At 67.6% G+C, this 26,753-nt stretch carries 21 protein-coding genes; 12 read left to right on the top strand and 9 right to left on the bottom strand.

Annotated features, from left to right (window positions below; translation table 11 throughout):
• Nucleotides 1-180: 180 nt before the first annotated feature.
• From ACQZ13_RS24730 to ACQZ13_RS24715, 4 genes are all read left to right on the top strand, one after another.
• Entirely contained in the window at nt 181-798 is a 618-nt protein-coding gene (locus ACQZ13_RS24730; protein WP_431048519.1) for a hypothetical protein, read from the top strand.
• 71 nt (nt 799-869) lie between these two features.
• Nucleotides 870-1,412, top strand: coding sequence for a hypothetical protein (locus ACQZ13_RS24725; RefSeq protein WP_431048518.1), 543 nt, complete (start codon nt 870-872; stop codon nt 1,410-1,412).
• Nucleotides 1,409-1,753 carry a nuclear transport factor 2 family protein gene (locus ACQZ13_RS24720; protein WP_431048517.1) on the top strand — a complete coding sequence of 115 codons (345 nt, stop codon included), beginning with the start codon at nt 1,409-1,411 and terminating at the stop codon, nt 1,751-1,753. The genes ACQZ13_RS24725 and ACQZ13_RS24720 overlap by 4 nt, the downstream gene beginning before the upstream one ends.
• A gap of 174 nt (nt 1,754-1,927) precedes the next feature.
• Nucleotides 1,928-3,781: a pentapeptide repeat-containing protein gene (locus tag ACQZ13_RS24715; protein WP_431048516.1), complete on the top strand. Its 1,854-nt coding sequence runs from the start codon at nt 1,928-1,930 to the stop codon at nt 3,779-3,781.
• 25 nt (nt 3,782-3,806) lie between these two features.
• Here the strand turns inward: ACQZ13_RS24715 and ACQZ13_RS24710 are convergent, their stop codons facing one another.
• Entirely contained in the window at nt 3,807-5,021 is a 1,215-nt protein-coding gene (locus tag ACQZ13_RS24710) for an MFS transporter (RefSeq protein ID WP_431048515.1), read from the bottom strand.
• 152 nt (nt 5,022-5,173) lie between these two features.
• On the opposite strand from ACQZ13_RS24710, the gene ACQZ13_RS24705 reads away from it, so the two are divergent.
• Nucleotides 5,174-6,145 carry a LysR family transcriptional regulator gene (locus ACQZ13_RS24705; RefSeq protein ID WP_088406254.1) on the top strand — a complete coding sequence of 324 codons (972 nt, stop codon included), beginning with the start codon at nt 5,174-5,176 and terminating at the stop codon, nt 6,143-6,145.
• Nucleotides 6,146-6,298: 153 nt separating this feature from the next.
• Complete coding sequence (locus ACQZ13_RS24700) at nt 6,299-6,700, top strand: hypothetical protein (RefSeq protein ID WP_431048514.1); 402 nt, start codon at nt 6,299-6,301, stop codon at nt 6,698-6,700.
• 89 nt (nt 6,701-6,789) lie between these two features.
• On the opposite strand, the gene ACQZ13_RS24695 is transcribed toward ACQZ13_RS24700, so the two are convergent.
• The 3 genes from ACQZ13_RS24695 to ACQZ13_RS24685 all read right to left on the bottom strand — a co-directional run bounded on the left by ACQZ13_RS24695 (nt 6,790) and on the right by ACQZ13_RS24685 (nt 12,805).
• Nucleotides 6,790-7,749 carry a hypothetical protein gene (locus tag ACQZ13_RS24695; protein WP_431048513.1) on the bottom strand — a complete coding sequence of 320 codons (960 nt, stop codon included), beginning with the start codon at nt 7,747-7,749 and terminating at the stop codon, nt 6,790-6,792.
• Nucleotides 7,750-7,821: 72 nt separating this feature from the next.
• Nucleotides 7,822-9,345: an oligopeptide:H+ symporter gene (locus ACQZ13_RS24690; RefSeq protein WP_431053381.1), complete on the bottom strand. Its 1,524-nt coding sequence runs from the start codon at nt 9,343-9,345 to the stop codon at nt 7,822-7,824.
• A 292-nt stretch (nt 9,346-9,637) separates the two neighbouring features.
• Nucleotides 9,638-12,805, bottom strand: a complete 3,168-nt coding sequence (locus tag ACQZ13_RS24685) for an Rne/Rng family ribonuclease (protein WP_431048512.1) — start codon at nt 12,803-12,805, stop codon at nt 9,638-9,640.
• A gap of 778 nt (nt 12,806-13,583) precedes the next feature.
• Here ACQZ13_RS24685 and ACQZ13_RS24680 point away from each other — a divergent pair.
• The 5 genes from ACQZ13_RS24680 to ACQZ13_RS24660 all read left to right on the top strand — a co-directional run bounded on the left by ACQZ13_RS24680 (nt 13,584) and on the right by ACQZ13_RS24660 (nt 17,818).
• A complete protein-coding gene (locus ACQZ13_RS24680; RefSeq protein WP_431048511.1) occupies nt 13,584-14,630 on the top strand; it encodes an RluA family pseudouridine synthase in 1,047 nt (348 codons plus the stop codon).
• 19 nt (nt 14,631-14,649) lie between these two features.
• Complete coding sequence (locus tag ACQZ13_RS24675; protein WP_431048510.1) at nt 14,650-15,306, top strand: HAD family hydrolase; 657 nt, start codon at nt 14,650-14,652, stop codon at nt 15,304-15,306.
• Nucleotides 15,307-15,365: 59 nt separating this feature from the next.
• Nucleotides 15,366-15,752 carry a Rieske (2Fe-2S) protein gene (locus ACQZ13_RS24670; protein ID WP_431048509.1) on the top strand — a complete coding sequence of 129 codons (387 nt, stop codon included), beginning with the start codon at nt 15,366-15,368 and terminating at the stop codon, nt 15,750-15,752.
• A complete protein-coding gene (locus ACQZ13_RS24665; RefSeq protein ID WP_431048508.1) occupies nt 15,753-16,841 on the top strand; it encodes a S49 family peptidase in 1,089 nt (362 codons plus the stop codon).
• Nucleotides 16,842-16,954: 113 nt separating this feature from the next.
• Complete coding sequence (locus tag ACQZ13_RS24660; protein ID WP_431048507.1) at nt 16,955-17,818, top strand: ChaN family lipoprotein; 864 nt, start codon at nt 16,955-16,957, stop codon at nt 17,816-17,818.
• A 35-nt stretch (nt 17,819-17,853) separates the two neighbouring features.
• On the opposite strand, the gene ACQZ13_RS24655 is transcribed toward ACQZ13_RS24660, so the two are convergent.
• The 5 genes from ACQZ13_RS24655 to ACQZ13_RS24635 form a co-directional block, all read right to left on the bottom strand.
• The gene (locus tag ACQZ13_RS24655; protein WP_431048506.1) at nt 17,854-18,663 is read right to left on the bottom strand and encodes a DeoR/GlpR family DNA-binding transcription regulator; all 810 of its coding nucleotides are present in this window, start codon (nt 18,661-18,663) and stop codon (nt 17,854-17,856) included.
• A 68-nt stretch (nt 18,664-18,731) separates the two neighbouring features.
• The gene (locus ACQZ13_RS24650; RefSeq protein ID WP_431048505.1) at nt 18,732-19,769 is read right to left on the bottom strand and encodes a BadF/BadG/BcrA/BcrD ATPase family protein; all 1,038 of its coding nucleotides are present in this window, start codon (nt 19,767-19,769) and stop codon (nt 18,732-18,734) included.
• 66 nt (nt 19,770-19,835) lie between these two features.
• The gene (locus ACQZ13_RS24645; protein WP_431048504.1) at nt 19,836-21,011 is read right to left on the bottom strand and encodes an SIS domain-containing protein; all 1,176 of its coding nucleotides are present in this window, start codon (nt 21,009-21,011) and stop codon (nt 19,836-19,838) included.
• A gap of 102 nt (nt 21,012-21,113) precedes the next feature.
• Entirely contained in the window at nt 21,114-22,433 is a 1,320-nt protein-coding gene (locus ACQZ13_RS24640) for a D-tagatose-bisphosphate aldolase, class II, non-catalytic subunit (RefSeq protein ID WP_431048503.1), read from the bottom strand.
• A gap of 61 nt (nt 22,434-22,494) precedes the next feature.
• Nucleotides 22,495-23,376, bottom strand: coding sequence for an EamA family transporter (locus tag ACQZ13_RS24635; RefSeq protein WP_431048502.1), 882 nt, complete (start codon nt 23,374-23,376; stop codon nt 22,495-22,497).
• 315 nt (nt 23,377-23,691) lie between these two features.
• Between ACQZ13_RS24635 and ACQZ13_RS24630 the strand changes: the two genes are divergently transcribed.
• On the top strand, nt 23,692-26,574 hold the full coding sequence (locus ACQZ13_RS24630) for a TonB-dependent receptor (RefSeq protein ID WP_431048501.1): 2,883 nt from the start codon (nt 23,692-23,694) through the stop codon (nt 26,572-26,574).
• The last annotated feature ends 179 nt before the right edge of the window (nt 26,575-26,753 follow it).

Below are 26,753 nucleotides of genomic sequence, written 5' to 3'. Positions count from 1 at the left end.
GACTTTCAGCCGAGCCGTCAGCCTCTGGATCCGTGGCGTGCTCGCTAGCATGTCCGCATCCTCATTTCTCTGCTGCGAGCCATGCCTCAGTTCTCCGTGATGACCTGTGCGGAGGCAGCCGAACGATTCGGTCTGTCCTCGTCGTCGATGAACTACCTCCGGGACCTTTCGCGCTATCACGTGCTGGTGTGCGAAGGCGACTGGCATCTTGACGGATCGCTGCTGCTCGATTGGCCCGGCTGGGGCGATCAGGATTGGCTGACGCGCTTCGACATCAAGGAGGGTGCCGAGGCGTTCGAGATCGCCGGAATCGCCGTCATCGGCGATCTCCGACTCGACGGCTCGGTGCTGAACGTCAACACCGACGGCGGTCCGTTCCTCGTCGTGACCGGCCGACTGACCGCGCGCGCGATTGCGAGCGGCGGAGCGACCATCACGGCCCACGGCGACGCCGACATCGCTGAGGCCGTCGTCAGTTGCTACAACCATGGCGAGCTGTGGCTCAAGGGGCGTGTCAGCACGACCCTGTGGTTGCAGGACGACCACATGATGAGCGCCGGTCAATTGCAGGCTCTGGTGACGTTCGATGCCCGCGAGGAACTTGACCGCGAGGACTATGAAGAAGGTTTCCGCACGCTGCCCGATGGCAGCGAGCAGTACGTCGAGGTGCAGAACGTCCCCGCGCCATTGCGCGGCCTCGTCGTGCCCGAGGTCGTTGGCTACAAGGACCTGTGGGAGCGCGTCTGCGCGGAGCAGCCGATCCTGACGGACGAGGCCATCGCCCGCCGGCCACGCTGACGAGTTCCATGGCGCAGCCGCGCGCGGCCTTCGCATATCCTCCCCGGCCTCATCGAACTCCACGCGATCCCATGCCTGTTTTCTCTCCCCGCACCGCGCGTTTTGTCGCGGGACTGCTTGTCACCGTGGCGACCGCAAGCGCTGCCGCCGCCAACTGCGACGTTCCCAAGCTGGAGCAGGTCGACGCCGCCGATCCTCAATGCCTGTACTTCACCGGCACCGGGGCCTACCGCGAAAAGGACTTCGCGACCTCAGCGCGCGTGTGGGGGCAACTGGTCGAGCTGAAGCTGCCGACCATCGAGCATCGTCATCTGCAGTTGGATGCCGCCAACAACCTCGGATTCCTGCTGTTCACCGGCAAGGGCGTGGACAAGGACCGCAAGCGCGCGATCCGGCTGTGGGAGGACGCGAGCGCGTACGGCCAGGAGGAGTCGACGTATCACCTCTGTCATGTCTACGGCGATCGCGACAGTCCCGACTTCAAGCGCGAGGTGGCGTTGATCTACTGCCGCGAGGCGCATCGCCGCTACGAGCGTCTGTCGGAGGAGGAGCGCAGCGGCAACGAGGTCATCGATCGCATCGACGTCTACCTCGAGGACCTCGCGAAGCCATGACGCCGCGGGAGATCTTCCTCGGCTACCTCCGCCGCTACGCCGCGAAGGACCTCGACGGCATCGCCTCGATGTTCTCCGAGGAGGTCACGCTCCGCGACTGGAATCTCTCGGTGAAGGGCCGCGAGGCGGCCATCGCGGAGACGCGCAAGAACTTCGAGTCGGCGACATCGCTTCAGATCGAGGTGCTGCACGTGCTGGAGAACACGAACTCGGTGGCCGGCGAGTTGCGCATCCTCGTCGACGGACACATCGAGCTGTTCGTCGTCGACGTGCTGGACTTCGATGCGGAAGGCCGGATCACGGCGATCCGCGCCTTCCTCGAAAGACGCGACGACGCCTGATAAGGTCCTGGGACATGGGCCGGCTCGTTGCTTCCTCAATTCTGATGAGTGGATCCCAGCGTGCTCTCCAGAGTTTACGCAGAATCGCCTGAGTGCCTCCGTTCCCTGAGGTGAAAGGCGAATGCCGTGCGTAAACCCAGATGGACTAAAAGAACGCAAAGTCGTCTGGAGCGGATGAAGCTGATCGCAGAAATCAGATCGATTTCGAGCCTGTCGTCTCGTGGGAATCAAACCATCGAATGGATAAAGGCCATCGCCGGGTTAGCCGGCGTGCTCACGGCCATTGCGGCCCTGCTGGGCCTTTTCTTCTCTGTCAACAAGGCTCGTGAAGAGGCGGTGCGTGCAGCCGTGGCGGATCGTCGGCAGCAGATCAACGCAAACATCGCGTTGGTGGCGGACGCAAATGTGGCCAAGCAGCTCGCCGGAATCACTGCACTCGAATCCTTCTTTTGGTCAGAGACATCCGAAGGTCGGATTCAGCTGATATCGCTTCTAGCCAACATGCTCGCTGTCGAGAAGAAGAAGCCTGTCCGAGATGCCATAGTCGCTTCGCTCCGTCGCTCTCTGACTCCCAAGCTGGATCAGGCTGTGGTGTCTGCTGCGATCGAACGCATGGCGTCGCTCAGCGTGGCACTAGTTGCTGAAGGGAAGCTCGATCTGGCAGTGTTGGAATATGACCCTCAAGATGCCGAATCGGAGTCGGTGCAAGCCAGAGCCCACAGTCTTTCAAACGCAGTCCAACTCGCAGTGCGGCTTTCAAAGGGTAAGGTCGACCTGTCCGGAATTTACTGCGTCGCGTGCGACTTCGCTGGATTGACGCTCAACGACGCAGATTTTGGCAATGCGATCCTGTTGCGTGCGGACTTTTCGCGAGCACAGTTGCAGCGAAGTCATTTTGAAGGCGCGAATCTGCAGCGTACTTCATTCGTTGGCGCGGACCTGCGCCAGTCTCATTTTGAGGGTATGCCTCGGGAAGCTTCGAGGGAGAGGCGTCGGCTCTATATGCTTAGCCCCGACCTCCGAATGGCTCCGGGCTTTCGTGGTCCCAACTTCAGTTGCGCCGATATGAGGGGGGCTACCTTCGTCGGCCACTCCATCTTCAGTGCGATCCTTCCGGAACGCTTCTACGGGGCCACTGGCGGCGTGTTCATCGGCGCGGACTTGCGCGGTGTCGATTTCTCCGACACGAGGATTGTCGGCACCGTTCCTAAGGGACAGGATAATTTCTCGATCTTTGGAGGAGGCGGCGTCTCTGGCGATGACGGTCAACGGTCTACCGTTACGGTGACTTGGACCTTCAATGATCAGCTTACCGACGTTGAAGAGAAGCATCGAGCGCTTTTCTCTGGGATTTCACGTTCGTTTGCGGGATCGAATTGGGAGGAGGCAAGACTGCCAGCCGTGCTGCGGAGCGCTCTCTCAAAATTCCCTCCGTCAAAATTCCTCGAGTTCAGTCCCGAGGACGTCGTGTGCGCACCGAAAGTATCGGCGGGATTCAAGCCGCTTCTAGCGTTGAAGCATCGACAGCATCTCGCAACGTCAGACATAGACCAAGCGCTTGGAGAAGGAGGTCCGGATTCCTACATTCCGATACTGCAATGGAAGGGTGAGCGGCGCATCGCTTTGTCCGATGCCGAATTGGCTCTATCCATCCTTGTGAATACGAGGTTCGCCATTGTTAAAGATGATCCAACTCCCTTGGAGTGGGTTGGAAATCTCACGGAAACGCATTGGCGTGCTGCGGCGGATCGACTTCCAGCCGAACTTGTGGGGGTCTTAGATGCCGTTCGGCCTGTGTTGGGTACGAGCAAGGCTGTTCCTAGATCAAACTCGATTGATGACTTCTTGGCATATCGCGCGGAGAAGAGGTCGCTGGTGGTTCGGGAGGCTGCCTGGAAGCGTCTTCTCCAAATGAAGGCAATGGTCGACAGCGCATCAGAGTCATTCGTCACTGCCAATCGCCCTGCGCTCAAATCGGAGCTCCAAAGGTACTTGCCACCCGTCGCTTCCGCCGCTTCCTCTCCTTGAATGCGAGTACCGTTCTCCCGATCACTCACTCGTCCGCGGTGAGCCGCACCAGCAGTGCGCCCGCGCTCGCCACGGTCGCCAGCGCCGTGACGCCGACCCAACCCCATTGGGTCAGCAGCACGCTGCCCAGCGCCGCGCCGGTCGCCATGCCGATGAACATCCCTGTGAACAGCAGCGCGTTGAGGCGGCTGCGAGCGGCCGGATCGAGGCTGTAGACGATCGTCTGGTGCGCCACCAGCGCGGCCTGTACGCCGAAGTCGAAGACGATGGCGAGGACCACCAGCACGACGATCGCCGCACCGCGGTCCAGCCACGCCGTCACCGACATCACCGCGAAGGACAGCGCCACCAGCAGCGAGCCGAGCTTCGTCACCACGCCGGGGCCGCGCTTGTCGGCGAAACGTCCCGCCAGCGGCGCGGCCAATGCGCCGGCCGCGCCGGCCAGTCCAAAGGCGCCGGAGACCGCGCTGCCCAATCCGAAGCGCTGATGCAGCATCACCGCCAGCGTCGACCAGAACGCGCTGAACGCCACGGCCAGCAGCGCCTGGGCGATCGCGGCGCGGCGCAGCGTCGGCAGCGTGCGCCAGAGACCGCCCAGCGAGCGCAGCAACGCGCCATACGTCGTGCGCATCGCCGGCGGCGACGACGGCAGCCAGCGCCAGCTGGCGAGCCCAGCGACCGTCAGCGCCGTCGCCGCCAGCCCATAGACCCAGCGCCAGCCGAACGCCTGCGCGATCACGCCGCTCATCACGCGCGACAGCAGGATGCCGAGCAGCAGCCCTGTCATGACCTGGCCGACGATGCGGCCGCGATGTTCGGCGGGGCTCAGGGTCGCGGCCATCGGCACGACGTCCTGCGCCAGCGTGGCCGTGAGGCCCAGCACGGCGCTGGCCAGGAGGAAGGGAGCGAAGCCCGGCGCGAACGCACACAGCAGCAGCGTGGCGATCAGCAGCACGAACTTGGTCAGGATCACCTTGCGGCGATCGAAGCGATCGCCCAGCGGCGTCAGCAGCAGGATGCCGGCGGCGTAGCCGAGCTGCGTCAGCATGGGCACCGCGCCGATGCCCGCGGTGGAGGCGTGCAGGTCCTCGGCGAGCGGCGCCAGGATCGGCTGGCTGTAATACAGCGACGCGGCGCCGAGACCGGCCGACGCCGCCAGCAGCACGATCAGCGGTGCGGACGGCGTGGCGGAATCGCGCGGCGAGGCGGCGGCATTCGATGGCATGGGAAGGCTGGACATGGCGACTCCCGGAGGATGATTCAAGATGGCGTGAAGAAGAAGGGCGGAAGGTCGGGTGAGGACCGAATGACCCGCATTCTTCGGATTCGAGGGCGTGGGGGGAACCGGCCCGGCTCGCACAGCGCCCATACGTCCGGCGTATAAAGCGGGCCATGAACGACGCCAACCGGGACAGCGGCCAGGACCGCCTCGCGCTGCTGCAGACCTTCCTCCGCGTGGCGGAGGCCGGCAGCTTCTCCGCCGCAGCGCTGCAGCTCGCGACCACGCAACCGACCGTCAGCCGGCGCGTGCAGATGCTGGAGTCGCTGCTCGGCGCGCGGCTGGTGGAGCGCTCCACGCGCGGGCTCCGCCTGACGGAGGAGGGCGAGCGCTGCGCCGCGCAGGCGCAGGACCTGATCGACGGCTGGCAGTCGCTGGCCGAAGAGCTCGAAGGCGGCGAGGAGCTGTCCGGCACGCTGCGACTGCGCGTTCCGCATGCCTTCGGGCAGAGCCAGCTGATCGAGCCGCTGGCGGCCTTCCTCACCAAGCATCCGCGCGTGTCGGTCGAGTGGATGCTGCAAGACCAGTTGCCGGACTTCAGTCGGGAGAACGTCGACTGTTCGCTGCTGGTCGGCGAGATCAGCCAGCCCAACCTGATCGCGACCCAGCTCGCCGAGATTCCCCGCGTGCTGGTCGCGACGCCGCAGCTCGCGAAGAAGCTGCCCAAGGGCCTGGGCAAGCGCCCGCCGGAGGAGATCGCCGAGCTGCTCGGCGCGCAGCCGTGGCTGGCGCTGCTGGCGTTCTATCGCGACGGCGTCGACCTGCGCGCCGCCGACGGCGAGGAGCGCATGCACGTCGCGTTCCGTCCGCGCCTGGGCACGGACAGCCTCTTCGCCCTGATCGAATCGGCGCGTCGTGGATTGGGCTTTGCGCTGGTGTCGCAATGGGCGGTCTTCGACGACATGGCCGAAGGGCGCCTCGTGCGCGTCCTGCCCGAGTGGTGCGCAACACCGCTGCCGATCTCACTCGTCTATCCGTCGAGACGACTCCAGCCCGCGCGTCTGCGCGCCTTCCAGCAAGTCATGCGCGAGGTCATTCCGACCATGCGCGGCATGCGGGAAGTCCGTCGACGCGCGAAGGGCTGATCAGCCTTCCAACCGTTCCTCCAACGGTTGAGGATCGCCACCACTTATTCGTCCCGAATCGCCACAAAGAACACTAGAACCAGTTAGTGCCAGGATTTGCCTCGCGGCGTAGATTTGTGTCTTCGGAAGACGTTCTTGAAAGCGAGGTGATGAATGGAAATCGAAGTGTTTCTTGCGTTGAAGAGTGCGGGTGTCCCGGACGCTGATGCGCGCCATGCGGCGACCGCAATCCGCAGCGGCGTGGCGGATGAAGTGCGAGAGGCGCAGAAGGGGGTCGCCACGACCGCCGATATCAGGACGCTGGAATCGAGCATCGTTGAGTCCAAGGCAGACATTCGAAAGCTGGAGTCCAGCATCTCGGACCTCAGTGCCGCGACCCGGACCGACATCGGAAAGCTGGAGACGAGCATTTCCAGCCTCAAGGTGGAGATGCACGACTTGCGAGCTGACTTCTTTCAGCGCCTGTCGGACATTCACAAGTCCACCCTGGTCGTGACGTGTAGCAGCGTAGGTCTGCTTGGTGTGCTTGTGACGATATTGAAGTTTGTCGGTTGATATGGAAGCGACGCACAGGGCCCATCGAAGAAAAAAGACCGCCCTCGGGCGGTCTTCTTCATGATGCCGTTGAACGGCGCAGCGGGTGATCAGCCCTTCGTCGCGGGCTTCGCCGGCGCGGCCGGCTTCTTCGCCGCCGGAGGCAGCGCCTTGCCAGCGCTGGTCATGGACATCTCCATGTCCATGCGCATCTTGTTGCCCTGCGGGCCGGCCATGTCCATGCCCATGGTCATCGCCATCGTGCTGCGCAGCATCAGGCGGTCCGCGATCCGCAGGTCCATCTTGCCCTTGCCCGAACCGCTCATCACGCCTTCCACCGGACCCGCCGCCGGCGACGACGCGCCCGACGCCGCCTTCGCCGGCGCGGCGAAGCTCATGTCCATCCGCACGTCCACGTCGAACGACGCCACGCCCTTGTCCACCGACGTCAGCGTGTACTTGCCCAGCAGCTTGCCCGCCTTGCCGCCGGCCATCGGCATGTTCATCTCGATCGGCATCTCCAGCGTCTCGCCGACCTTCAGCGACTTGCCGTTGAACTTGCGCATCCAGTCGAAGCTCTGGTTGAAGATCTGCTCCTGCATCTCCTTGCTCAGCGCCTGCGCCTGGGCCGCCGTCGCCAGCTGCACGTCGATCTTCTCGAACTGGTCGTTCTTCAGCCGCGCGCTGAAGCGCACCGGTCCCTGCTGCGGCAGCGGCTGCGACTTGCCCGTGCCGTCGCGCATCTCGCTCTTGAGCGTCGCGATCTCGGCCTCCAGCGTGTAGGCGCCGTCGGCCGCCTTGGCCGTCGTCGACAGGGCCTGACGCATCTCGGCCCGCATCGTGATCGGCATCGAGGCCTTCATCTGCGCCATCTGCGCGCGCTGCTGCTCGGTCGCGTTCTCCGGCAGCTGCATGGCCATGTTCATCTTCATGTCCATCGCCATGTCGATCTGCTGTCGCGACGACGGCAGCGGCACCATGTTGAGCTTGACGCTGTCCTGCGCCATCGCCGGCATCGCCACCGCGGCCTGCACGGCCAGCGCCGCAACCAGTGAAAGGATTCGAGCCATGTCTGTGTCTCCCTGACCTTGCCTGAAAGGCGTGACTGAAAACGTGTCTGAAGAACGGGACTGAGAGGGGTCTCAGCCCCGGTAGTTGTCCTGCATCCGGTACCCGCGCGCATACAGCGCGAAGAGCAGCGCCGCCAGCAGCGCGAAGCCGGCGAAGAAGAACATCTGGAAGGCCGTGACGCTGGTCCCCGTCGACTGGATGTAGGCCGTCACCGTCGCGCCCTTGACGCTGGAATTGGCCAGCAGCACCCACAGGTTGCCGATCGTCACCGACAGGTTCCAGAAGCTCGTGATCACGCCCTTCATCGCCAGCGGCGCCTGACTGTAGGCGAACTCCAGCCCGGTCGCCGACACCAGCACCTCGCCCAGCGTCAGCAGCGCGTAGGGCAGGACCTGCCAGGTGATGTCGACCGCGTGACCGCCGTCGATCCACAGCTGCAGGCCGCCGACCACGATCCAGGCCACACCCGCGAACGCGATGCCCGCGCCCATGCGGCGCAGCGCCGTGACCTTCAGACCCATCGTCGACAGCAGCGGGTACAGCACCAGGTTGTTGAACGGGATCAGGATCATGACCAGCGCCGGATTCAGCGCCTGCATCATGGAAGACTTGAACCACTCGGGCTTGGCCATCTGGTCGGCCTGCAGCACCCAGGTCGAGGCCTTCTGGTCGAACAGGGACCAGAACGGCGTGACCAGCGCGAACAGCACCAGCAGGCGCAGCACCGTGCGCACGCCTTCGACGGCTTCATCCGGATGCACCGCGCGGGCGCGCTCCAGCTGCATCCAGGCGCCGACGCCGCCAAAGCCCATCACCAGCACCAGCGCCGAGCAGAACGCGATCACGAAGCCGAGGTTGGGCGTCAGCAGCAGCGCGCCGATGGCGAGCACCACGCCCAGGCCGGCGACGATCAGCCCGCCGCGGCCCTGGCCGGGCGCCTGCGACAGCAGCGCCGTGCGCACCACCTTCAGGAAGCCGTGCGGGTCGCGGTGCGACTCGCCGGCCGGCACGTGCGTGTACTTGCGGCGGCCGCTCCAGAAGATCACCGTCGCGAGGAACATCAGCGCGCCCGGGATGCCGAACGCGACGCTCGCGCCGAACTTGTCCAGGAAGATCGGCATCAGCAGCGACGCGAAGAACGAGCCGAAGTTGATGATCCAGTAGAAGGCGTCGAAGACCTTCTGCGCCAGCGTGCGGTTGCTCTTGTCGAACTGGTCGCCGATGAAGGAACTCACCAGCGGCTTGATGCCGCCCGAGCCCAGCGCGATCAGGAACAGGCCGAAGTAGAAGCCGCGCAGGTTGTTCTCGAAGATGGCGAGGCAGGCATGGCCGGCGCAGTACACCAGGCTCAGCCAGAAGATGGTGTTGTACTTGCCGAAGAAGCGGTCCGACAGCCAGCCGCCCAGCAGCGGGAAGAAGTAGACGCCGATGACGAAGGTGTGGAACACCTCCTTGGCCTCGCCCTTGCGCAGCGGCTCCGGGATTGCCAGCAGCAGGCTGGTCATCAGGAACACCGTCAGGATGTTGCGCATCCCGTAGAAGCTGAAACGCTCGCAGCCCTCGTTGGCGATGATGTACGGGATCTGCGGCGGCATCTTCGGCGCGGCCTTGGCGCCGGCCGCGTCGCCCGGCCGGGCGGCGATGGTGGAGGAGGTGGTCAAGTGGCTGTCTCCGTCATGTCGGGGCGCTCGTGACGCCCCAAAAGGAAAGCCGCCGAGGGTTGTCTCGGCGGCTGTGGCGATTCAGGTGCGAGTGGCTCTCTGATGGCCCCTCTCCCGCACTGCGGGAGAGGGGTTGGGGTGAGGGTGGTGGCAGTGCGCCGACCCTCACCCCCCGCCCTCTCCCGCGGTGCGGGAGAGGGAGTTCATGCCGGCATCAAGCTTCGAATCAGGCTTCGAAAGGAAGCTTGATCTGGTTCAGATCCTTGCGGGTCTCGACCAGGACCAGCGGGCCTTCGTCGACCACCACCACCGGCGCGGGTTCGCGGCCCAGCGGCGCGGCGGCCGGCTCGGCAGCGATCGCAGCCTTGGCGGCGGCAATCTTGTCGGCGTCGCTGTTGACCCAGACCAGACCGGCGCCTTCGGCGACAGCGCTGAGCTCGGTCATCGGCAGCTCGAAGCGGGCCACCGGTGCGGCCGGAGCAGCAACGGGAGCCGGAGCCTGCACCGGAGCCGGGGCAGCGGCAACAGGCGCCGGGTCCTGGACCGGAGCCGGCGTCGGAGCGGCAGCCGCCACCGGCGCTTGCACCGGGGCCTGCTTCGGCTCGTCGCCCAGTTCCAGTTGACGCGGGGAGGCGCCGGCGTCCAGCACGATGCCGTCCAGCGCGGCGACAGCCGGCGTGGCGGCGACATCGCCTTCGGCGCTCACGCCGTCCGCCGGTGCGCCTTCGCCTTCGCGACGGTCACGGCGATAGCGGTCGCGACCACGGCCGCGACGGCGGCCTTGGCCGTCCGCGCTGCCTTCCGCGCCGTCTTCACCCGCCGGGGCGTCGCCGTCGACCACCGCGGCCGCGGCAGAACCGGCGCCTTCGGTGAACGAGGTCTCGCCGGCCGGGGCCTGGCCTTCGACCAGCGTGCCTTCGACCTGCTCCGCGCCTTCGACGCCTTCACCGCGGTCGCGGTTGCCGCGACGACGACGGCGACGGCCTTGACGCTCCTCGCCGGCTTCGCCCAGCGGCGTTTCCAGCGGCTGCGTGTCGGCGAACGCGATCGGCGATTCGACGTTGGCGGCTTCGGTGCCGGCCAGTGCGTTCAGTTGCTCCTGCGAGCCGTCAGCCGGGCGTTCCTCGCGGCGACGGCGGCCTTCGCCGCGCTCGCCCCGATCACCACGTTCGGGACGATCGCCACGCTCCGGACGGTCACCGCGTTCGGTGCGTTCCTGACGCGGTGCGCCGTCGACGGCCTGCTCCGGCTTGTCGGCGCGCTCGTTGCGACGCGGACGGTCACCGCCGCGCTCGCCACGCTCACCACCGCGTTCACCGCCACGTTCGCCACGCTCTGCACGGTCGCCGCGCTCGGCGCGTTCACCACGCTCGGCGCGATCGCCGCGTTCCGGACGCTCGCCGCGACCTTCCTGCTGCGGCTTGCCTTCGCCGCGCGGCTTGCCGTCGCGGGCCTTCTGTTCACCGCGCTCGCCGCGTTCGCCGCCAGCACGTTCACCGCGCTCACCGCGTTCGCCACGACGGTTGCGATCGCCGCCACGGCCGCGATCACCACCGCGTTCGCCACGCTCGCTGCGTTCACCGCGCTCGCCACGTTCCTTCTTGGCGGGCTCGGCCGACTTGGCCGCGGGGGCCGGTGCCGGCGCGGGCGCCGGTTCGCCACCGAACAGGCTCTTGATCCAGCCGAAGAAGCCGCCGCCGGCGGCCACGGGCGCGGCCGGCGCAGGGGCGGCCACCGGAGCGGCAGCCACCGGCTCGACGGCCTTGGGCGCGGGCGCCACCGGCATCGGGGCCGGCTGCTCCGGCAGGATGCCCTTGATCAGCGGCTCCTGCTTGTTCTTCTTCTCGGCGCCGCGGCGGGTAATGCTTTCCTCTTCCTGCTGCTCCTCGATCATCGTGTAGCTCGCCTGCAGGTTCTCCAGGCGTGGATCGTCGTGGCGCAGGCGCTCGAGCTTGTAGTTCGGCGTGTCGAGGTGACGGTTGGGCACCAGCAGCACGGTCACGCGCTGCTTGAGCTCGATCTTGGTGATCTCGGTGCGCTTCTCGTTCAGCAGGAACGAGGTCACTTCCACCGGCACCTGCACGTGCACGGCGGCGGTGTTGTCCTTCATGGACTCTTCCTGGACCATGCGCAGGATCTGCAGCGCGGAGGACTCCGTGTCGCGGATGTGGCCGGTGCCGTTGCAGCGCGGGCAGGTGATGTGGCTGCCTTCGCTCAGCGCCGGGCGCAGGCGCTGGCGGCTCAGTTCCAGCAGGCCGAACTTGCTGATCGAGCTGAACTGCACGCGGGCGCGGTCCTGGCGCAGCGCGTCGCGCAGGCGCTGTTCGACCTCGCGGCGGTTCTTGGACTCCTCCATGTCGATGAAGTCCACGACGATCAGGCCGCCCAGGTCCCGCAGACGCATCTGGCGCGCGATCTCGTCGGCGGCTTCCAGGTTGGTGCGGGTGGCGGTTTCCTCGATGTCGCCGCCGCGGGTGGCGCGCGCCGAGTTCACGTCCACCGAGACCAGCGCCTCGGTGTGGTCGATCACGATGGCGCCGCCCGAGGGCAGGTTCACCGTGCGGCTGAAGGCCGTCTCGATCTGGTGCTCGATCTGGAAGCGGCTGAACAGCGGCGCGTCGTCGCGGTAGCGCTTGACCTTGTGTGCCGTCTCCGGCATCACGTGCGACATGAACTGGTGGGCCTGTTCGAAGATGTCGTCCGTGTCGATCAGGATCTCGCCGATGTCGGCGGTGAAGTAGTCGCGGATCGCGCGGATCACCAGCGACGACTCCTGATAGATCAGGAAGGCGCCCTTGCCGCCCGACGCTTCGTCGATGGCGGTCCAGAGCTTGAGCATGTAGTTCAGGTCCCACTGCAGCTCGGCGGCGGAACGGCCGATGCCGGCGGTGCGGGCGATCAGCGACATGCCCTTCGGGTACTCGAGCTGGTCGAGCGCGTCCTTCAGCTCTTCGCGGTCCTCGCCCTCGATGCGGCGCGAGACGCCGCCGCCGCGCGGGTTGTTGGGCATCAGCACCAGGTAGCGGCCGGCCAGCGACACGAAGGTCGTCAGGGCCGCGCCCTTGTTGCCGCGCTCTTCCTTCTCGACCTGGACCAGCAGTTCCTGGCCTTCCTTGATCACGTCCTGGATCTTGGCGGAGCGCACGTCGGCGCCTTCGCGGAAGTACTGGCGCGAGATCTCCTTGAACGGCAGGAAGCCGTGGCGGTCCTCGCCGTAATCGACGAAGCAGGCCTCCAGCGACGGCTCGACGCGCGTCACGACCGCCTTGTAGATGTTGCCCTTGCGCTGTTCGCGGCCTTCGATCTCGGTCTCGAAGTCCAACAGCTTCTGTCCATCGACGATGGCCAGGCGACGCTCTTCCTGCTGCGTCGCGTTGATCAGCATGCGTTTCATCAGTTCTCCTCCGCGCCAGGGCCTTGCCGCTGACGCGCGTGCTTCAGAACCGCCGCCGGTGGGTCACCGGCGGGCGATTCGACCGATGCACGAGAAACACGAAAGAACCAATGAAAGGATCGCCCTGGACTGCAAATTGAACGGCTCGTTCGACCGTTCAGCGATGCAGCGTTGGCGCGTGCGCCGCGGGCCCCGGGTCGGCTGTCTTGGTCCTCAAGCGCGCCGACTGAGGCGCGACCCGACCACGGCCGGAGCCTGGCGTGTGGACGAAGCCAACACGCGCTCGCAGGCGGCGGGGGGTGGAATGGACCGAAGAAAACATCCGGAATCGGAGCCTGGGTGCTGACGTCAGCGCCGGAGCCTTGCGGCCCGTCTTCTGACGTCGTGAAACCTTGTTGTACTGCCCGCGCCGCCTGCCGACATCCTGGAATGCGACCGGCCTCGTGGGCATGGTTCTGACGATGTTGCTCTGCCGTCCGGCCTCGGTGCCTGCCCGCTCGCTTTGGGAAGCGGGCCCGACCTCGATGACCTGACGTTGCATCACCAAAAGTGATGAGCAGCCTACTCACAATCGCTGCTCACTGCCACGTTCTCGCCGAACCCGGACGCGTGCGTCCGAGTAAAATGAGAAAAATCAAATACTTAGAACGGAAACGTGGCAAGCAGCATTATAGGGGCTAAAGCCCGCAAGGCCGCCCCAGGGACTGCCCGCAGTGCCGCGAGGGGCCCGGCGCCCCGCAAATCCGGGTCGGCGGCGTCCGCCGCGCGCCCGGCGGCGGTGCCGGCTGCGCCCGCAATCGCGAAGGCTCCTACCGCGCCCGCCGCGCCCGCCGCGCCCGCCGCGCCGGTTCCGTCGGCCGCGCCGGCCCAGGTCCGTCAGCTCACCGTCGACGAGGGCTCCGCCGGACAGCGGCTGGACAACTTCCTGATCCGCGAACTCAAGGGCGCGCCCAAGACGCTGGTCTACCGGATCATCCGGTCCGGCGAGGTGCGCATCAACAAGGGCCGCTGCAGCGCCGATTCGCGGCTGGAAGTCGGCGACGTCGTGCGCGTGCCGCCGATCCGTCTGGCGGAGAAGCCGGCCGAACAGGCCGCCGCCGTCCCCGCCCGCGAATTCCCGGTCGTCTTCGAGGACGACCACCTGATCGTCGTCGACAAGCCCGCCGGCGTGGCGGTGCACGGCGGCTCGGGCGTGAGCTTCGGCGTGATCGAGCAGCTGCGCCGCGCGCGCCCGCAGGCCAAGTTCCTGGAACTGGTGCATCGGCTGGACAAGGAAACCTCCGGCCTGCTGATGATCGCCAAGAAGCGCAGCGCGCTGACGCATCTTCAGGACCAGCTGCGCGACCGCGAGACCGGCAAGACCTATGCGGCGCTGGTCGCCGGCACGTGGGCGAAGAGCAGGAAGGTTGTCGACGTCCCGCTGCTGAAGTTCGTGGGCAGCGACGGCGAGCGCTGGGTGAGGGCGGTGCCCGATCCCAAGGATCCGCAGGCGGACCAGGCCAAGCGGTCGATCAGCCTGGTGAAGGTGGCCGAAGCTTTTTCAGGCTACAGCCTGCTCGACGTCACCATCAAGACCGGCCGCACGCACCAGATCCGTGTCCACCTGGCCCATGAAGGCCACGCGATCGTCGGGGATCCCAAGTACGGCGACTTCGAGGCCAACCGCCAGATCGCGCGCGGGGCGCTGCGCTTCGACCGGATGTTCCTGCATGCGCGGCTGCTGCGCGTGGTGCACCCGGCGACCGGCGAGACCTTGACCCTGGAGGCGCCCTTGCCGCCGGAGTGCGAGAAACTCCTGGCCGCGCTGCGTCGCCCGGCGCTCTGACGACCTCCACCGGATCACCATGCCTCAACGCTTCGACCTGATCGTGTTCGACTGGGACGGCACCCTGTTCGACTCCACCGCGCTGATCGTGCGCTGCATGCAGGCTGCATCGGCGGACCTCGGGCTGGAGCCGCCGTCGCGCGAGCGCGCCGCCTACGTCATCGGCATGGGCCTGATCGAGGCGCTGCAGTACGCGCTGCCGGGCCTGGACTCGGCGCGGTATCCGGAGCTCGGCCAGCGCTACCGCCATCACTACTTCGCGTCGGCGCACGAAGTGACGCTGTTCGACGGCGTGCCCGAGCTGCTGCGCGACCTGAAGGCACGCCATCACTGGCTGGCGGTGGCGACCGGCAAGAGCCGGCGCGGTCTGGACGAGGCGCTGGCCGCCGTCGACATGAAGACGCTGTTCGACGGCACGCGCACCGCGGACGAAACCGCCGGCAAGCCCAATCCGCAGATGCTGCTGGAGCTGATGCGCGAGTTCGGCGCCGAGCCGGAGCGCACGCTGATGATCGGCGACACCACGCACGACCTGCAGCTGGCGCGCAACGCCGGCTGCCCGGCGGTGGCGGTCACCTACGGCGCGCACGAACACGAATCGCTGCGCGGTTTCGAGCCGCTGCTGGTGGCGCACGACGTGCCGACGCTGCACGAATGGCTGCTGGCCAACGCCTGATCGCTGTCCTTGACCTCCTGCATCCTCCCGCTCCTCACTGCCTTCCGGATCCCTGCCGCATGACGTCCGAGCCAGACCTGCCCCCGGTGCCGCTGTGCGCCTCCTCCGACCTGGAGGAGCGCGGCCGTGCGCACACCTTCGACGTGCTGCAGTTCCGCCAGCCGGCGACGGCCTTCGCGCTGCGCTTCGACGGCGAGGTCGTCGCCTACCTCAACCGCTGCGCGCACGTGCCGACGGAGATGGACTGGCAGGAGGGCGAGTTCCTCGACAGCAAGAAGGAATACATCATCTGCAGCATCCACGGCGCGGTGTACCACCCGCGGGACGGGCGCTGCGTGACCGGCATGTGCGGCCGTTTCGGACTGACCAAGCTCGACGTGCGCGAGCAGGACGGCCAGGTCTTCTGGTATCCCTCGCGCGACACGCGACCCGTTTTCGAGGATTGAATGAACTCCAACGACGACCCCCGCGGCGACAGCGACCTGCCGCGCCCGATCCCCGACGCGACGGCGCGACCGGAGGACATCCTGAACGCCACGTCGACCGCCGCGCCGGCGCAGGCGGCGCCCGCCGCCGGCCACGCGTCGACCGCCGCGACTGCCTCCGCGGCGCCCGGCCGCTACGAGCACGTGATCGAGCAGTTCGCCCAGGACTACCTGCGCGACCGCCGCAGCGACCGGCGCTGGAAGACCTTCTTCCGGCTGATCTGGGTGTCGGTGCTGCTGCTGTTCATCTGGTCGATGTTCTCGGCGAAGCATCACGGCGGCGCGACGACCGGGCCGCACACGGCGCTCGTCGAGGTGCGCGGCGAGATCGCGCCCGACACCGAGGCCAGCGCCGAGCTCATCAACGCCGCGCTGAAGGCCGCGTTCGAGGATCCGGGCTCGCAGGCGGTGGTGCTGCGCATCAACTCGCCGGGCGGCAGCCCGGTGCAGTCGGGCATCGTCAACGACGAGCTCAAGCGCCTGAAGGCGCTGCACAAGAAGAAGGTCTACGCGGTGGTCGAGGAGATCTGCGCGTCGGGGGCGTACTACATCGCCGCCGGCGCGGACGAGATCTACGTCGACAAGGCGTCGGTGGTGGGCTCGATCGGCGTGCTGATGGACGGCTTCGGTTTTACCGAGGTGATGAAGAAGGTCGGCGTCGAGCGCCGCCTGATGACGGCGGGCGAGAACAAGGGGATGCTGGATCCGTTCTCGCCGGTCACGCCCAAGCAGCAGGCCTATGCGCAGGCGATGCTGGACCAGATCCACCAGCAGTTCATCGCGGTCGTGCGCGAGGGCCGAGGCACGCGCCTGAAGGAAACGCCGGAGATGTTCTCGGGCCTGTTCTGGAACGGCGAGCAGGCGATCCAGCTGGGCCTGGCGGACGGCACCGGCAACCTCGACTACGTCGCCCGCGAGGTGGTGAAGGCGGAAGACGTCGTCGACTACACGCCGCGCGACAACGTCGCCGAACGCATCGCCAAGCGCTTCGGCGCGGCGATGGGCGAGGGCGCGGTCAAGGCGATGCGCGCGACGATGTCGATTCGCTGAACCGTTTTTCCCGCGAGGGATCCGCGGCGACAATTCGTCGCTGATCCTTCTGCCCGACCCAGCCATCGCTCGGCAGGCCTGTTCCGTTTCCCGTTCTCCCCAGGACCGAACCCATGAACACTGCCTTCCGCGGCGCCGCACTGGCGCTTCTTCCGATGCTGCTCGCGGCGTGCGCATCGTCAACGTCGAACGCGACGGACAAGACAGGCGCGACGCCGTCCTCCGACAAGGCCGAACCTGAATTCGTCCTGCTCGGCGAGCTGCACGACAACCCCGACCACCACCGCGCCCGCGCGGAACAGCTCCGGCAACTGATCGCGCAGGAGCCGAAGACGGTGGTCGTGTTCGAGCAGTTCTCGCGCACCGAGGACGCGGCCGTGGCCGCGGCGCGCAAGACGACGCCGGGCGACGTGAACGCCGTCATCGATGCGGCGAAGTTCGATCGCAAGGGCTGGCGCTGGCCGCTGCATCAGCCGCTGTTCGACGTGGCGCTGCAATCCGGCGCGGAAGTCCGCGGCGGCAACATCGATCGCGACCAGATCCGCAAGATCGTCCGCGAAGGCGACGCCGCCTGGCCGGCCGACCTGCTCGCGCTGCGCAACCGCGCGGCGTGGAACGGCACGCAGCAGGACACGCTCAGCAAGGACATCCAGGACGGACACTGCGGCGCGATGCCGGAGGCGATGCTGCCCGGCATGGTCCAGGCGCAGCGTGCGCGTGACGCCGCGATGGCGCAGGCGATGCTCGCAGCGCGCCAGTCGGGCGCGAAGCGCGTCGTGCTGATCGCCGGGAACGGCCACGTGCGTCGCGATGTCGCCGTGCCGGTCTACCTCCAGGCGGCCGGGGTGCCGGCGTCGGACATCGACGCCATCGCGTATCTGGAGCCCGGCAGCGCCACGCCCGCCGGTGGCTACGACCGCGTCGAGCGTGCGCCCGCGCCGTTGCGGGAAGATCCCTGCGCGCAGTTCAAGAAATGAGCTGGCAGGGACGCAGGCGGGGTGCGTGAGTTCGATTAAGCCAGGACCACTTCGACACCCCGACGCCGCAGTTCCCCGACGATCCCCTCGTCGGCCTCCCTGTCGGTGATCAGCATGTCGATCTGCTCGACCGGCGCGATCACCGAGAGGTTGCGCTTCATCAGCTTGGACGCGTCCGCGACCGCGACGATCTGGCGCGCGATCTTCATCATCTGCGCGTTGAGCTGCGCCTCCAGCAGATGCGGCGTCATCAGGCCGATCTCCGGGTCCAGGCTGTCCACGCCGAGGAACAGCCGGTCCGCATAGAGGCTCTGCAAGGCCGTCACCGCCTGCGGGCCCGACAGCGAGTAGGAGTTCTGCCGCAGCAGCCCGCCCGGCATGATCACGTTGACGCCGGGCACCGTCGCCAGCAGCACCGCGATGTTCAGTGCGTTGGTGATCACGTTCAGCGACTGCAGCCGCAGGCCGCGGATCTGCTTGGCGATCTCCTCGGTCGTCGAGCCCGAATCCAGCAGGATGGTCTCGCCGTCGCGGATCAGCTTCGCCGCCTCGACGGCGATGCGCACCTTCTGCTCGTGATGCAGCTTCTGCTTGACGCTGATCGGCACTTCCTCGGTGTCGCGATGCGCCAGCGCGCCGCCGTGCGTGCGCAGCAGCGCGCCGGTCGAGGCCAGCGCGTTCAGGTCGCTGCGGATCGTCACGACCGAGATGCCGAAGCGCTCCGCCAGTTCCTCCACCGTGACCTTGCCCTGCGCCTGCACCTGCTCGCGGATCAGCCGCCGACGCTCGTCGATCAGCAGCGCGGCGTCAGGCTTCTCGGCGATGGTGGAAGTAGAGGTGGTCATGGGGAACGGAAGCGATGAACTTTCGGATGATATCGATCCGGCGACGTTCGCAAGCGCCGGCGCGACCCTTACGCCGTCGGCCGTCTTGCTCCCTCTCCCGCTTGCGGGAGAGGGCAGGGGTGAGGGCCAGCGGCTGTGGCAGGCCGCAGCCGCACCCCGGCCAGCCGCGCCGCATACATCGCGGCACCGAGTTCCGGACCGAAGCGCGGCGCGATCAGCGTCGCGCCAGGCACGTCGCGGGCGAGCGCGCGCCGCAGCGCGTCAGTGACGGTGGCGCCGGCTTCGAAGACGCCGCCGGTGTAGGAGACCGGGACCTGCGCGTCCGCCGGCAGCGCCAACTGCCGCGCGATGGCGCCGGCGAGTGCCGCGAGTTCATCGCCGGCGCGCCCCAGCAGCGCGATGGCCTGCGAATCCCCGTCGGCGGCCGCCGCGGACACGAGCCGCGCGAACTGCGCGAGCCGGCTGCGCGCCGCGTCGCCGTTGATCGCCGCGCAGAGGTCCAGGTCGTGCGTGAGCTTGAAATGTTCCCGCACGAGCCCGAGCAGTGGGCCCGGTGCCGCACGTCCGTCGGCCATGCGCGAGAACAGCGCCAGCCCCTCGCGCGCCAGCCAGTAGGCCGAGCCTTCGTCGCCGAAGACTTCACCCCAACCGCCCGAGCGCGCACCGCGGCCTTGCCATTCGCCATAGGCGATCGAGCCGGTGCCCGCGACGAGGCTGATGCCGTCGTCGCCGCCTAGCGAGCCGGCCCAGCTGCAGACCATGTCGTTGCCGATGACCGCGCGCGGCAGGGCGCCGGCCAGCAGGCTGTCGAAGTCGGCGGTGAGCGCGCTGTCCTCGCCGTGCGCCGGGAGGCCGGCGAAGGCGGACGTGACGCGCTCCGGCGCGAGACCGGCGAGCTTCAGCGTCTCGGCGACGCCGTCGCGCAGCAGCGCGCGCAGCGCGCCGAAGCCGATCTCCAGGTAGTAGCTGGTCGTCGTCGTGTGGCGGGCGAGCAGCCGGCCGTCGCCGTCCAGCAGCAGGAAGGAGGTCTTGGTGCCGCCGCCGTCGATGCCGAGGAAGATCGGTCGATGGTCGCCGGCCTGAGTGCCGTGGGTGCCTGGAGTCATGAGCAGGTCAGTGGGCTGGTCGGAGGTCGGAGCGATGCGGGTTCCGCGGGTCGTGCGCGGATCGACTCAAGGACTCGGCGCGGTCAGGGGATGGATGATGACGCCGCTGACGACGCGTGTCACGGTGCCGGAGGCGCTCGGATTGTCCGGCGTGATGCCGAGCTTGAGCGAGGCCAGCAGCGCCAGGCACTGCGCGAAGACCAGCGCCACCGGCGCGAGGGCCAGGTCGGGCGCGTTCACCGGCAGGTCGAGCAGCACGTCGTCCTCGGCGAGCGCATCCTCGGCGTTCAGCGCCGAGGTGCTGAGCGCGACGATCCGGCCGCGGCCCTGGCGGCGCAGCTCGCGCAGCAGGTCCAGGTCGTAGCGACGGGTGTAGCTGTCGTTGGACAGGACGATCAGCACCAGCGTGCGGTCGTTCAGCACCGTCTTCGGACCGTGACGGAAACCCAGTGGCGAATCGGCCAGCGCGACCAGCCGGCCGTCGCTCAGCTCCAGCACCTTCAGCGCGGCTTCCTTCGCCAGACCCTGCAGGCCGTTGCTGCCGAGCACGACGACGCGTTCGAAGGGCACGGCGTTCAGCGCGTCCAGCCGGGCCGCCTCGGTCGCGAGCAACTGGCGCGCCGCGTCGCCGAGCGCTTCGGCCGAGGGCAGTGCCAGGCCGAAGGCCCAGGCCGCCGCCAGCAGCATGCCGGTGAAGCTGGAGGTCATCGCGAAGGCGCGGTCGTGGGTCTCGTCGGGCAGCAGCAGCACGTGGGCGCGCTGGCGATCGCCGAGCCGGCGCGCCAGCGTGCCTTCGGCCGCGCAGGTGACCGCCAGGTGATGGCACTCGCGCACTGTCGCGTCGGCCAGCTCCACCGCCGCCAGGCTCTCCGGGCTGTTGCCGGAGCGGGCGAAGGACACCAGCAGCGTCGGCACGCCCGGCTGCAGGCACTGCGCGGGGTTGGACACGATGTCGGTCGTGGCGATGGCCTCGACGCGGATCCCGGGCCTGGTGCCGAGCAACTCCAGCAGCGCCGGGGTCAGGCATTGCCCGATGAACGCGGAGCTGCCCGCGCCCGTCAGCACGATGCGCAGGTCCGGCAGCGCCAGCAGCGGCTGCAGGAAGGCATCGATCGCCGCGCGCTGCGACTGCACCAGCGCATGCACCGTGCGCCAGACCTCCGGTTGCTGGGCGATCTCGCGCGCGGTGTGCGGCGCGCCGCGGCGGGCGAGTTCGGCGGATTCGAAGTGGAGCAGGCTCATCGTGACGGGTCTTGTTTTGTGGGAAAGGGCCGGAGGTCGAAGCGGTTCAGGTCGTCGCGCGTTCTGGCATCCGGACGTTCGGGCGTTCTTGCGTTCTGTCGTTCATGCGGCGCAGGCGGCGAGGTAGGGGCGCAGCGACTGCGCGGCGCCGTCGCGCAGCAGCTCCGCGGGTCGGTTGCGCAGGCGGCCGTCGCGGATCGCGTCGTACTGGCGCGGCAGGAACTGGCTCAGGAGCGTCAGCGGCGGCGGCGAATGCTCCAGCCGGTCCAGCAGCGCCGCGCAGGCGGTCTGCACCTTCGGATGCGCCCAGTAGTAGCGGATGCGGTCGCTCAGGCTGTAGGCCAGGTCGACCTGCACACGCGCCGGGTCTTGGTAATAGGGCGCCCAATGGCCGGGCTCCGCGCGCATCACGCCGAGCACCGTGTCGATCAGGTTGTCCTGGCCGGTCTGCGGGCCCAGCCATTCGCGTTCGACGGCGGCCAGCGCCCACAGCGTCTCGCGCAGCGCGAAGGTGGCGCCCGGGCCGACCTTCAGGATCGCGAAGTGGTCGCGCGCCAGTTGCGCCAGGCGCTCCGGCGTCTGGTAGTCGGTCGAGTGCGCCTCGAAGACGAGGCCCGGCTGCGATGCGATGAACGCGCTCAGCGCGCGCGCTTTCTCGGGCTTGTAGTCGATGACCTTGTGGTGGTCGAACTCGACGCCCGGCTGGACGACCATCGCGATCACGCGTTCCCAGGCCGCGTCGAGTCCCGACTTCGCGAACGCATCGCGGTGCAGCGCCAGCGTCGCGCCGGCCGCCTCGGGCGAGGTCACCGCGAGGTCTTCCAGGTCCTCATGCGCGCCGCCCGGCACCGGCACCTCGGTGCCGATGACGTAGACCGGCGGCTCGCCGCGGTCGGGCGTGTCGCGCCAGGCGGCCTCGGCGGCCAGGCACAGGCGCACGGCGCGGGCGGCGATCTCGGCTTCGGACAGCGGCACCGGATCGTCCGCGCAGGACATCGAGCAATCCAGATGGATCTTGCGGAAGCCCGCCGCGACGTACTGCGCCACCATGACCTCCGCCTTGGCCATCGCCTGCGCCGCGGGCTGCTTGCGCCAGGCGTTGGGACCGAGGTGGTCGCCGCCGAGGATCAGCAGGCCGGGATCGACGCCTTCGGCTGTCGCGATCGCCTCGACGAAGCGGCGGAAGTCCGCCGGCTTCATGCCGGTGTAGCCGCCGTCCTGGTTGACCTGGTTGGAGGTCGCCTCGATCAGCGCGGGGCGGCCGAGCGCGCCGCACTCGCGCAGCGTCGCGGCGATGACGACCGGGTGGGCCGAGCACATCGACGGGATGCCGATGGCCGGAGCGGCCGGCCCGGCCGAACCTGCCGTGGCCCCGGACGCCGACTGCTTGTGGCGTCGCACGAGATCGAGCATGAGCTTCAAGGGGAATCCTTCCTGTCGAATCTGTCGGATGAGGGTGGGGCGGGCGACCGGGCCGTGGGGGTCAGGTCTTGGCGTCGCCTTCGGGTTGGAGGGCCAGCAGCAGCGCGGCGAGCAGCGCCAGCGCGACACCGGCCAGCTTGAAACCGCCGGGGGCGGCGCCGCTCATCGCCATCGACGCCAGCGCCGTCAGCAGCGGGGCGCCGGCGTTGACCAGCGGCGAGACCACGAGCGCCTTGCCGTAGCGGAAGGCGTAGACCAGCGTGAGCGCGCCGATCGCGTTGAGCACCTGGATGCAGGCCGCCAGGCCGGGACCGTCCCAGCCCCAGGGGATGGGCTTGGAGAAGTCGGTCATCCACAGCGCGGCCGGGATGCACAGCAGCGCGCTGAGGGTCATGTAGAAGAAGATGCTCTCCGCGCTGGCGGCGTTGTTGGCGGTCTTCAGGAAGTAGGCCTGCAGGCCCCACGCGGCCATCACGACGATGGCCAGCGCGAACCACAGTCCCAGCGCCTGGCTCTGCTGGCCGGGCTGGTAGTCGAAGAGCGGCAGGGCGAAGAGCGCCAGCACGATGCCGGCGACGCCGAGCTTGCCGGTACGCTCGCGCAGCAGTCCGAAGGACAGCGCGATGGTGACGCCCGGCGACAGCGACACGATCGGGAAGATCAGGTAGGCCGGCCCGGACTCGACCGCGCGGAACAGCAGCATCTGCCCGCCCGCGCCCAGCAGCCCGACCGTCAGGCCCTGGATCACGGCGCGGCGGTCGCGCTGCAACTGCCAGCCCGCGCGGGCCAGCACGAACAGGGCCGGCGGGATCATGGTCAGCGCCCACACGACGTAGACCAGCGTGTCCGGGAAGCCGCGTTCGGAAGACAAGCCCGTCAGCGCGCCCCACGCACCCCAGAACAGGGTCGTGACCAGCGCATAGGTCAGCCAATGGCGTTGCATGGAGATCGCTTTCTTTCTTGAAGGTCGTCTGAAGCTTTCGAACGAAAGAATAGGGGAAGGAAAGCGGAAACACAACGGAAGAAACCGTGAGAGGCCCTGATCAGGCGCATTTCGCGGGAAAACCCGAACGTGTCAGGCGCTATCGAGGTGCATTGGTAAGAATTTGCTGCTCGAATTCTTTCGACCGTCATCAATTCGAAAGAATAAACGTCGGTAAAAACGATATGCGAAATTAATCGAAAGACTACGTAGACTTGCGGCAAGCCGGTCGAGGTCCAGGACTGGCAGCGGACAAGCCAACAAAAGGAACCTGAGATGCGAGCTCCCCTGTCCTCCCTCCTGATCGCCGGTTTTGCGCCGCGGCCCGTCGCCGCCGCCGCGATCGCCGCGCTGACCGCCATGGGTGCGGCCCAGGCGCAGGTCCAGCCGCCGGCCGCGGCCGCGTCGGCGCCTGCCGAAGTCAAGGCCGACGCCAAGGCCGACGCGAAGGCCAAGGACGCCGACCAGACGCTCGACCGCGTCGAGATCACCGGCACCCGCGCCAGCCTGCAGCGCTCGCTGAACCTCAAGCGCAGCGCCTCGGGCGTGCAGGACAGCATCAGCGCCACCGAGCTGGGCCGCTTCCCCGACGACAACGTGGCCGATTCGCTGAGCCACATCACCGGCGTGTCGATCTCGCGCACGGCCGGCGGCGAAGGCCAGAAGGTCAGCGTCCGCGGCCTGGGCCCCGAATACACGCTGACGACCTTCAACAACCGCATCCTGGCCACCGACGGCGAGGGCCGCGACTTCGCGTTCGACGTGCTGCCCTCGGACATCATCAGCGGCGCCGACGTCGTGAAGTCGGCGCAGGCCTCGGTGATGGAAGGCGCGATCGGCGGCCTGGTGAACCTGCGCTCCGCCAGCCCCTTCGACCAGCCCGGCCAGCACGGCATCCTGCGCGTCGAAGGCGACCGCAACACCATGTCCAAGCTCAACGGCGGCAAGCTGTCGGCCACCTACAGCAACACCTTCGGCAAGGAACTGGGCGTGCTCTTCGGCGTGGTCTACGCCGACCGCAAGGTCCGCACCGACAGCGCCGGCAACGACGGCGGCTGGACGCGCAACCCGATCTCCGACCCGGCCGCCAACTGGACCGGCAACGCCTGGGGCGGCAACATCGATCCGAACGGCAACGGCGTGCTGGACAAGGACGAGGAAGGCCTGATCGGCCCGGGCCAGTTCCGCGTCGGCACCATCCAGGAACAGAAGAAGCGCACCGCCTTCTCGGGCAAGGTCGAATGGCGTCCGAGCGATGCGCTCAAGGTCACCGTCGACGGCATCAAGACGCGGCTGAATTCGCCGCAGGTCGGCTATCAGCAGTCGTTCTACACGCTGTTCGCGCCGGGCCGCTGGTCCAACATCAAGACCGAGAACGGCGTCGTCACCGGCTTCACGATGGACAGCGCCGATCCGGACAACCAGCTCAACCCCGAGCTGCTGAACCTGACCACGCACCGCGTCGTCGACAGCGCCGTCTACGGCATCAACGCCGAGTGGAAGGCGACCGAGTCGCTGAAGTTCAACGGCGATATCTACCAGTCGAGCTCCAAGCGGCATTCGGGCGGGCAGGACACTTACACGGTGCTGCGCATGAACCAGCCCAACGTGACGACGGTGAACCTGACCGGCTCGCAGGTGCCCGACATCAAGACCACCTTCGCCGACGGCCGCGACCTGATCGGCGGCCTGGCCAGCGGCGCCTTCGGTCCGAACGACTTCAACACCCACTACCTGGGCCTGAGCGGCGACAACATCGACGACAAGATCCGCGGCCTGACGCTGAACGGCACGCTGGCGGTGGACCGCTTCAACGTCGACCAGATCCAGTTCGGCGTGCAGGCCACGCGGCGCGACAAGAACCGCGACCTGGTCGACAACGCGATCAACGCCGGCGAGAACTACTACTCCGGCACCAACGCGATCAACGTCGGCCAGCTCGGCGGCAACGTGCTCAACGAGCACCTGAGCCCGCCCAACTTCATGAACGGCGTCAGCGGCAGCTTCCCGCGCACCTTCCTGGGCTTCGACGTGCCCAACTACCTGGCGGCGCTGCAGGCCTACAACGGCAAGCCGCGTCCGGACGGCGGCACCTACGACTTCAGCCAGGCCGCACCGGTCTGGAACCCGCTGCAGAGCTACCGAGTGCGCGAGAAGACGACCTCCTTCTTCGTCGAGGCGGACCTCTCCGGCGAGCAGTGGAACGCCGACATCGGCGTGCGCCTGGTCAAGACCAAGACGACGGCCAAGGCCTGGGACGCCAAGATCGACGGCCTGACCGAGAACGGCCCGTTCAACTACACGGCCCACTACGCGGACCCGACCGAGATCAGCCAGGACGCCGAGTACACCTACGGCCTGCCGTCGGCCAACTTCGTCTGGCACTTCACCGACAAGCTGCAGCTGCGCCTGGGCGCGGCCAAGACGATGGCGCGGCCGTCGGTCGAGCAGCTCGCGCCGACGAGCACGACGGCCAGCGTCGCCTGGGGCGACTTCACGCAGGTCTTCGGCGGCAACGCCGACCTGAAGCCCTACAGCGCCAAGCAGTACGACGCCTCGCTGGAGTGGTACTACGCGCGCAACTCGGCGCTGACCTTCGCGGTGTTCCAGAAGGACATCAAGAACCAGATCACCACCAGCTGGACTACCGGCGTCGACATCGGCGTGCCGGGTCACCTGTTCAACGTGATGAAGCCCATCAACGGCGACAAGGCCAAGGTCCGCGGCATGGAGATCGGCTTCCAGCACCTGTGGGACAACGGCTTCGGCGTGCGGGCGCAGTACACGCGCAACCGCTCCGACAGCTGGGTGGGCGGCGAGAAGCGCCCGCTGGAAGGCATCGCGCCGGCGACCTCGTCGCTGGGCGTGCTGTACGAGAAGGGCCCGTGGAGCATCAGCGCGACGGCCGACCACACGGACGAGTTCGTGTCCGCGATCAACGTGATCGGCCCGGGCTTCAACGAGCGCGCCAAGGCCATCACCTGGCTGACCGCGCAGGCCGCGTACGACGTCAACAAGTGGCTGCGCGTCTCCATCGAGGGCCGCAACCTCACCGACGCCAAGCAGGAGTACACGCTGGGCGACGGCAACATCACCTTGCCGCAGGGCTACAACCGCTGGGGCCGGGCGTTCACGCTCGGGGCGAGCATCAAGTTCTGACGCTGCGCTGATCGAAGAAGAACAGACCAGCAGACCGCTGGAAAAAAGAAGCAGCAAGACAAGCGGCCAGACAAGCAAGCAGGACAGACGGGAGACGCCGGACTGGGCCATCCAGCCGGCGTCATCCGGTCGCCGTATTCGAATCGGGATGTTCTTGAGAGGACGTTGGGCGTTCCACA

It is taken from the genome of Roseateles sp. L2-2 (genome assembly GCF_050613215.1).
Lineage (GTDB): Bacteria > Pseudomonadota > Gammaproteobacteria > Burkholderiales > Burkholderiaceae_C > Roseateles > Roseateles noduli.
Note: the sequence above shows the minus strand (reverse complement) of the source record. Positions and strands in the feature narration are given on the sequence as shown.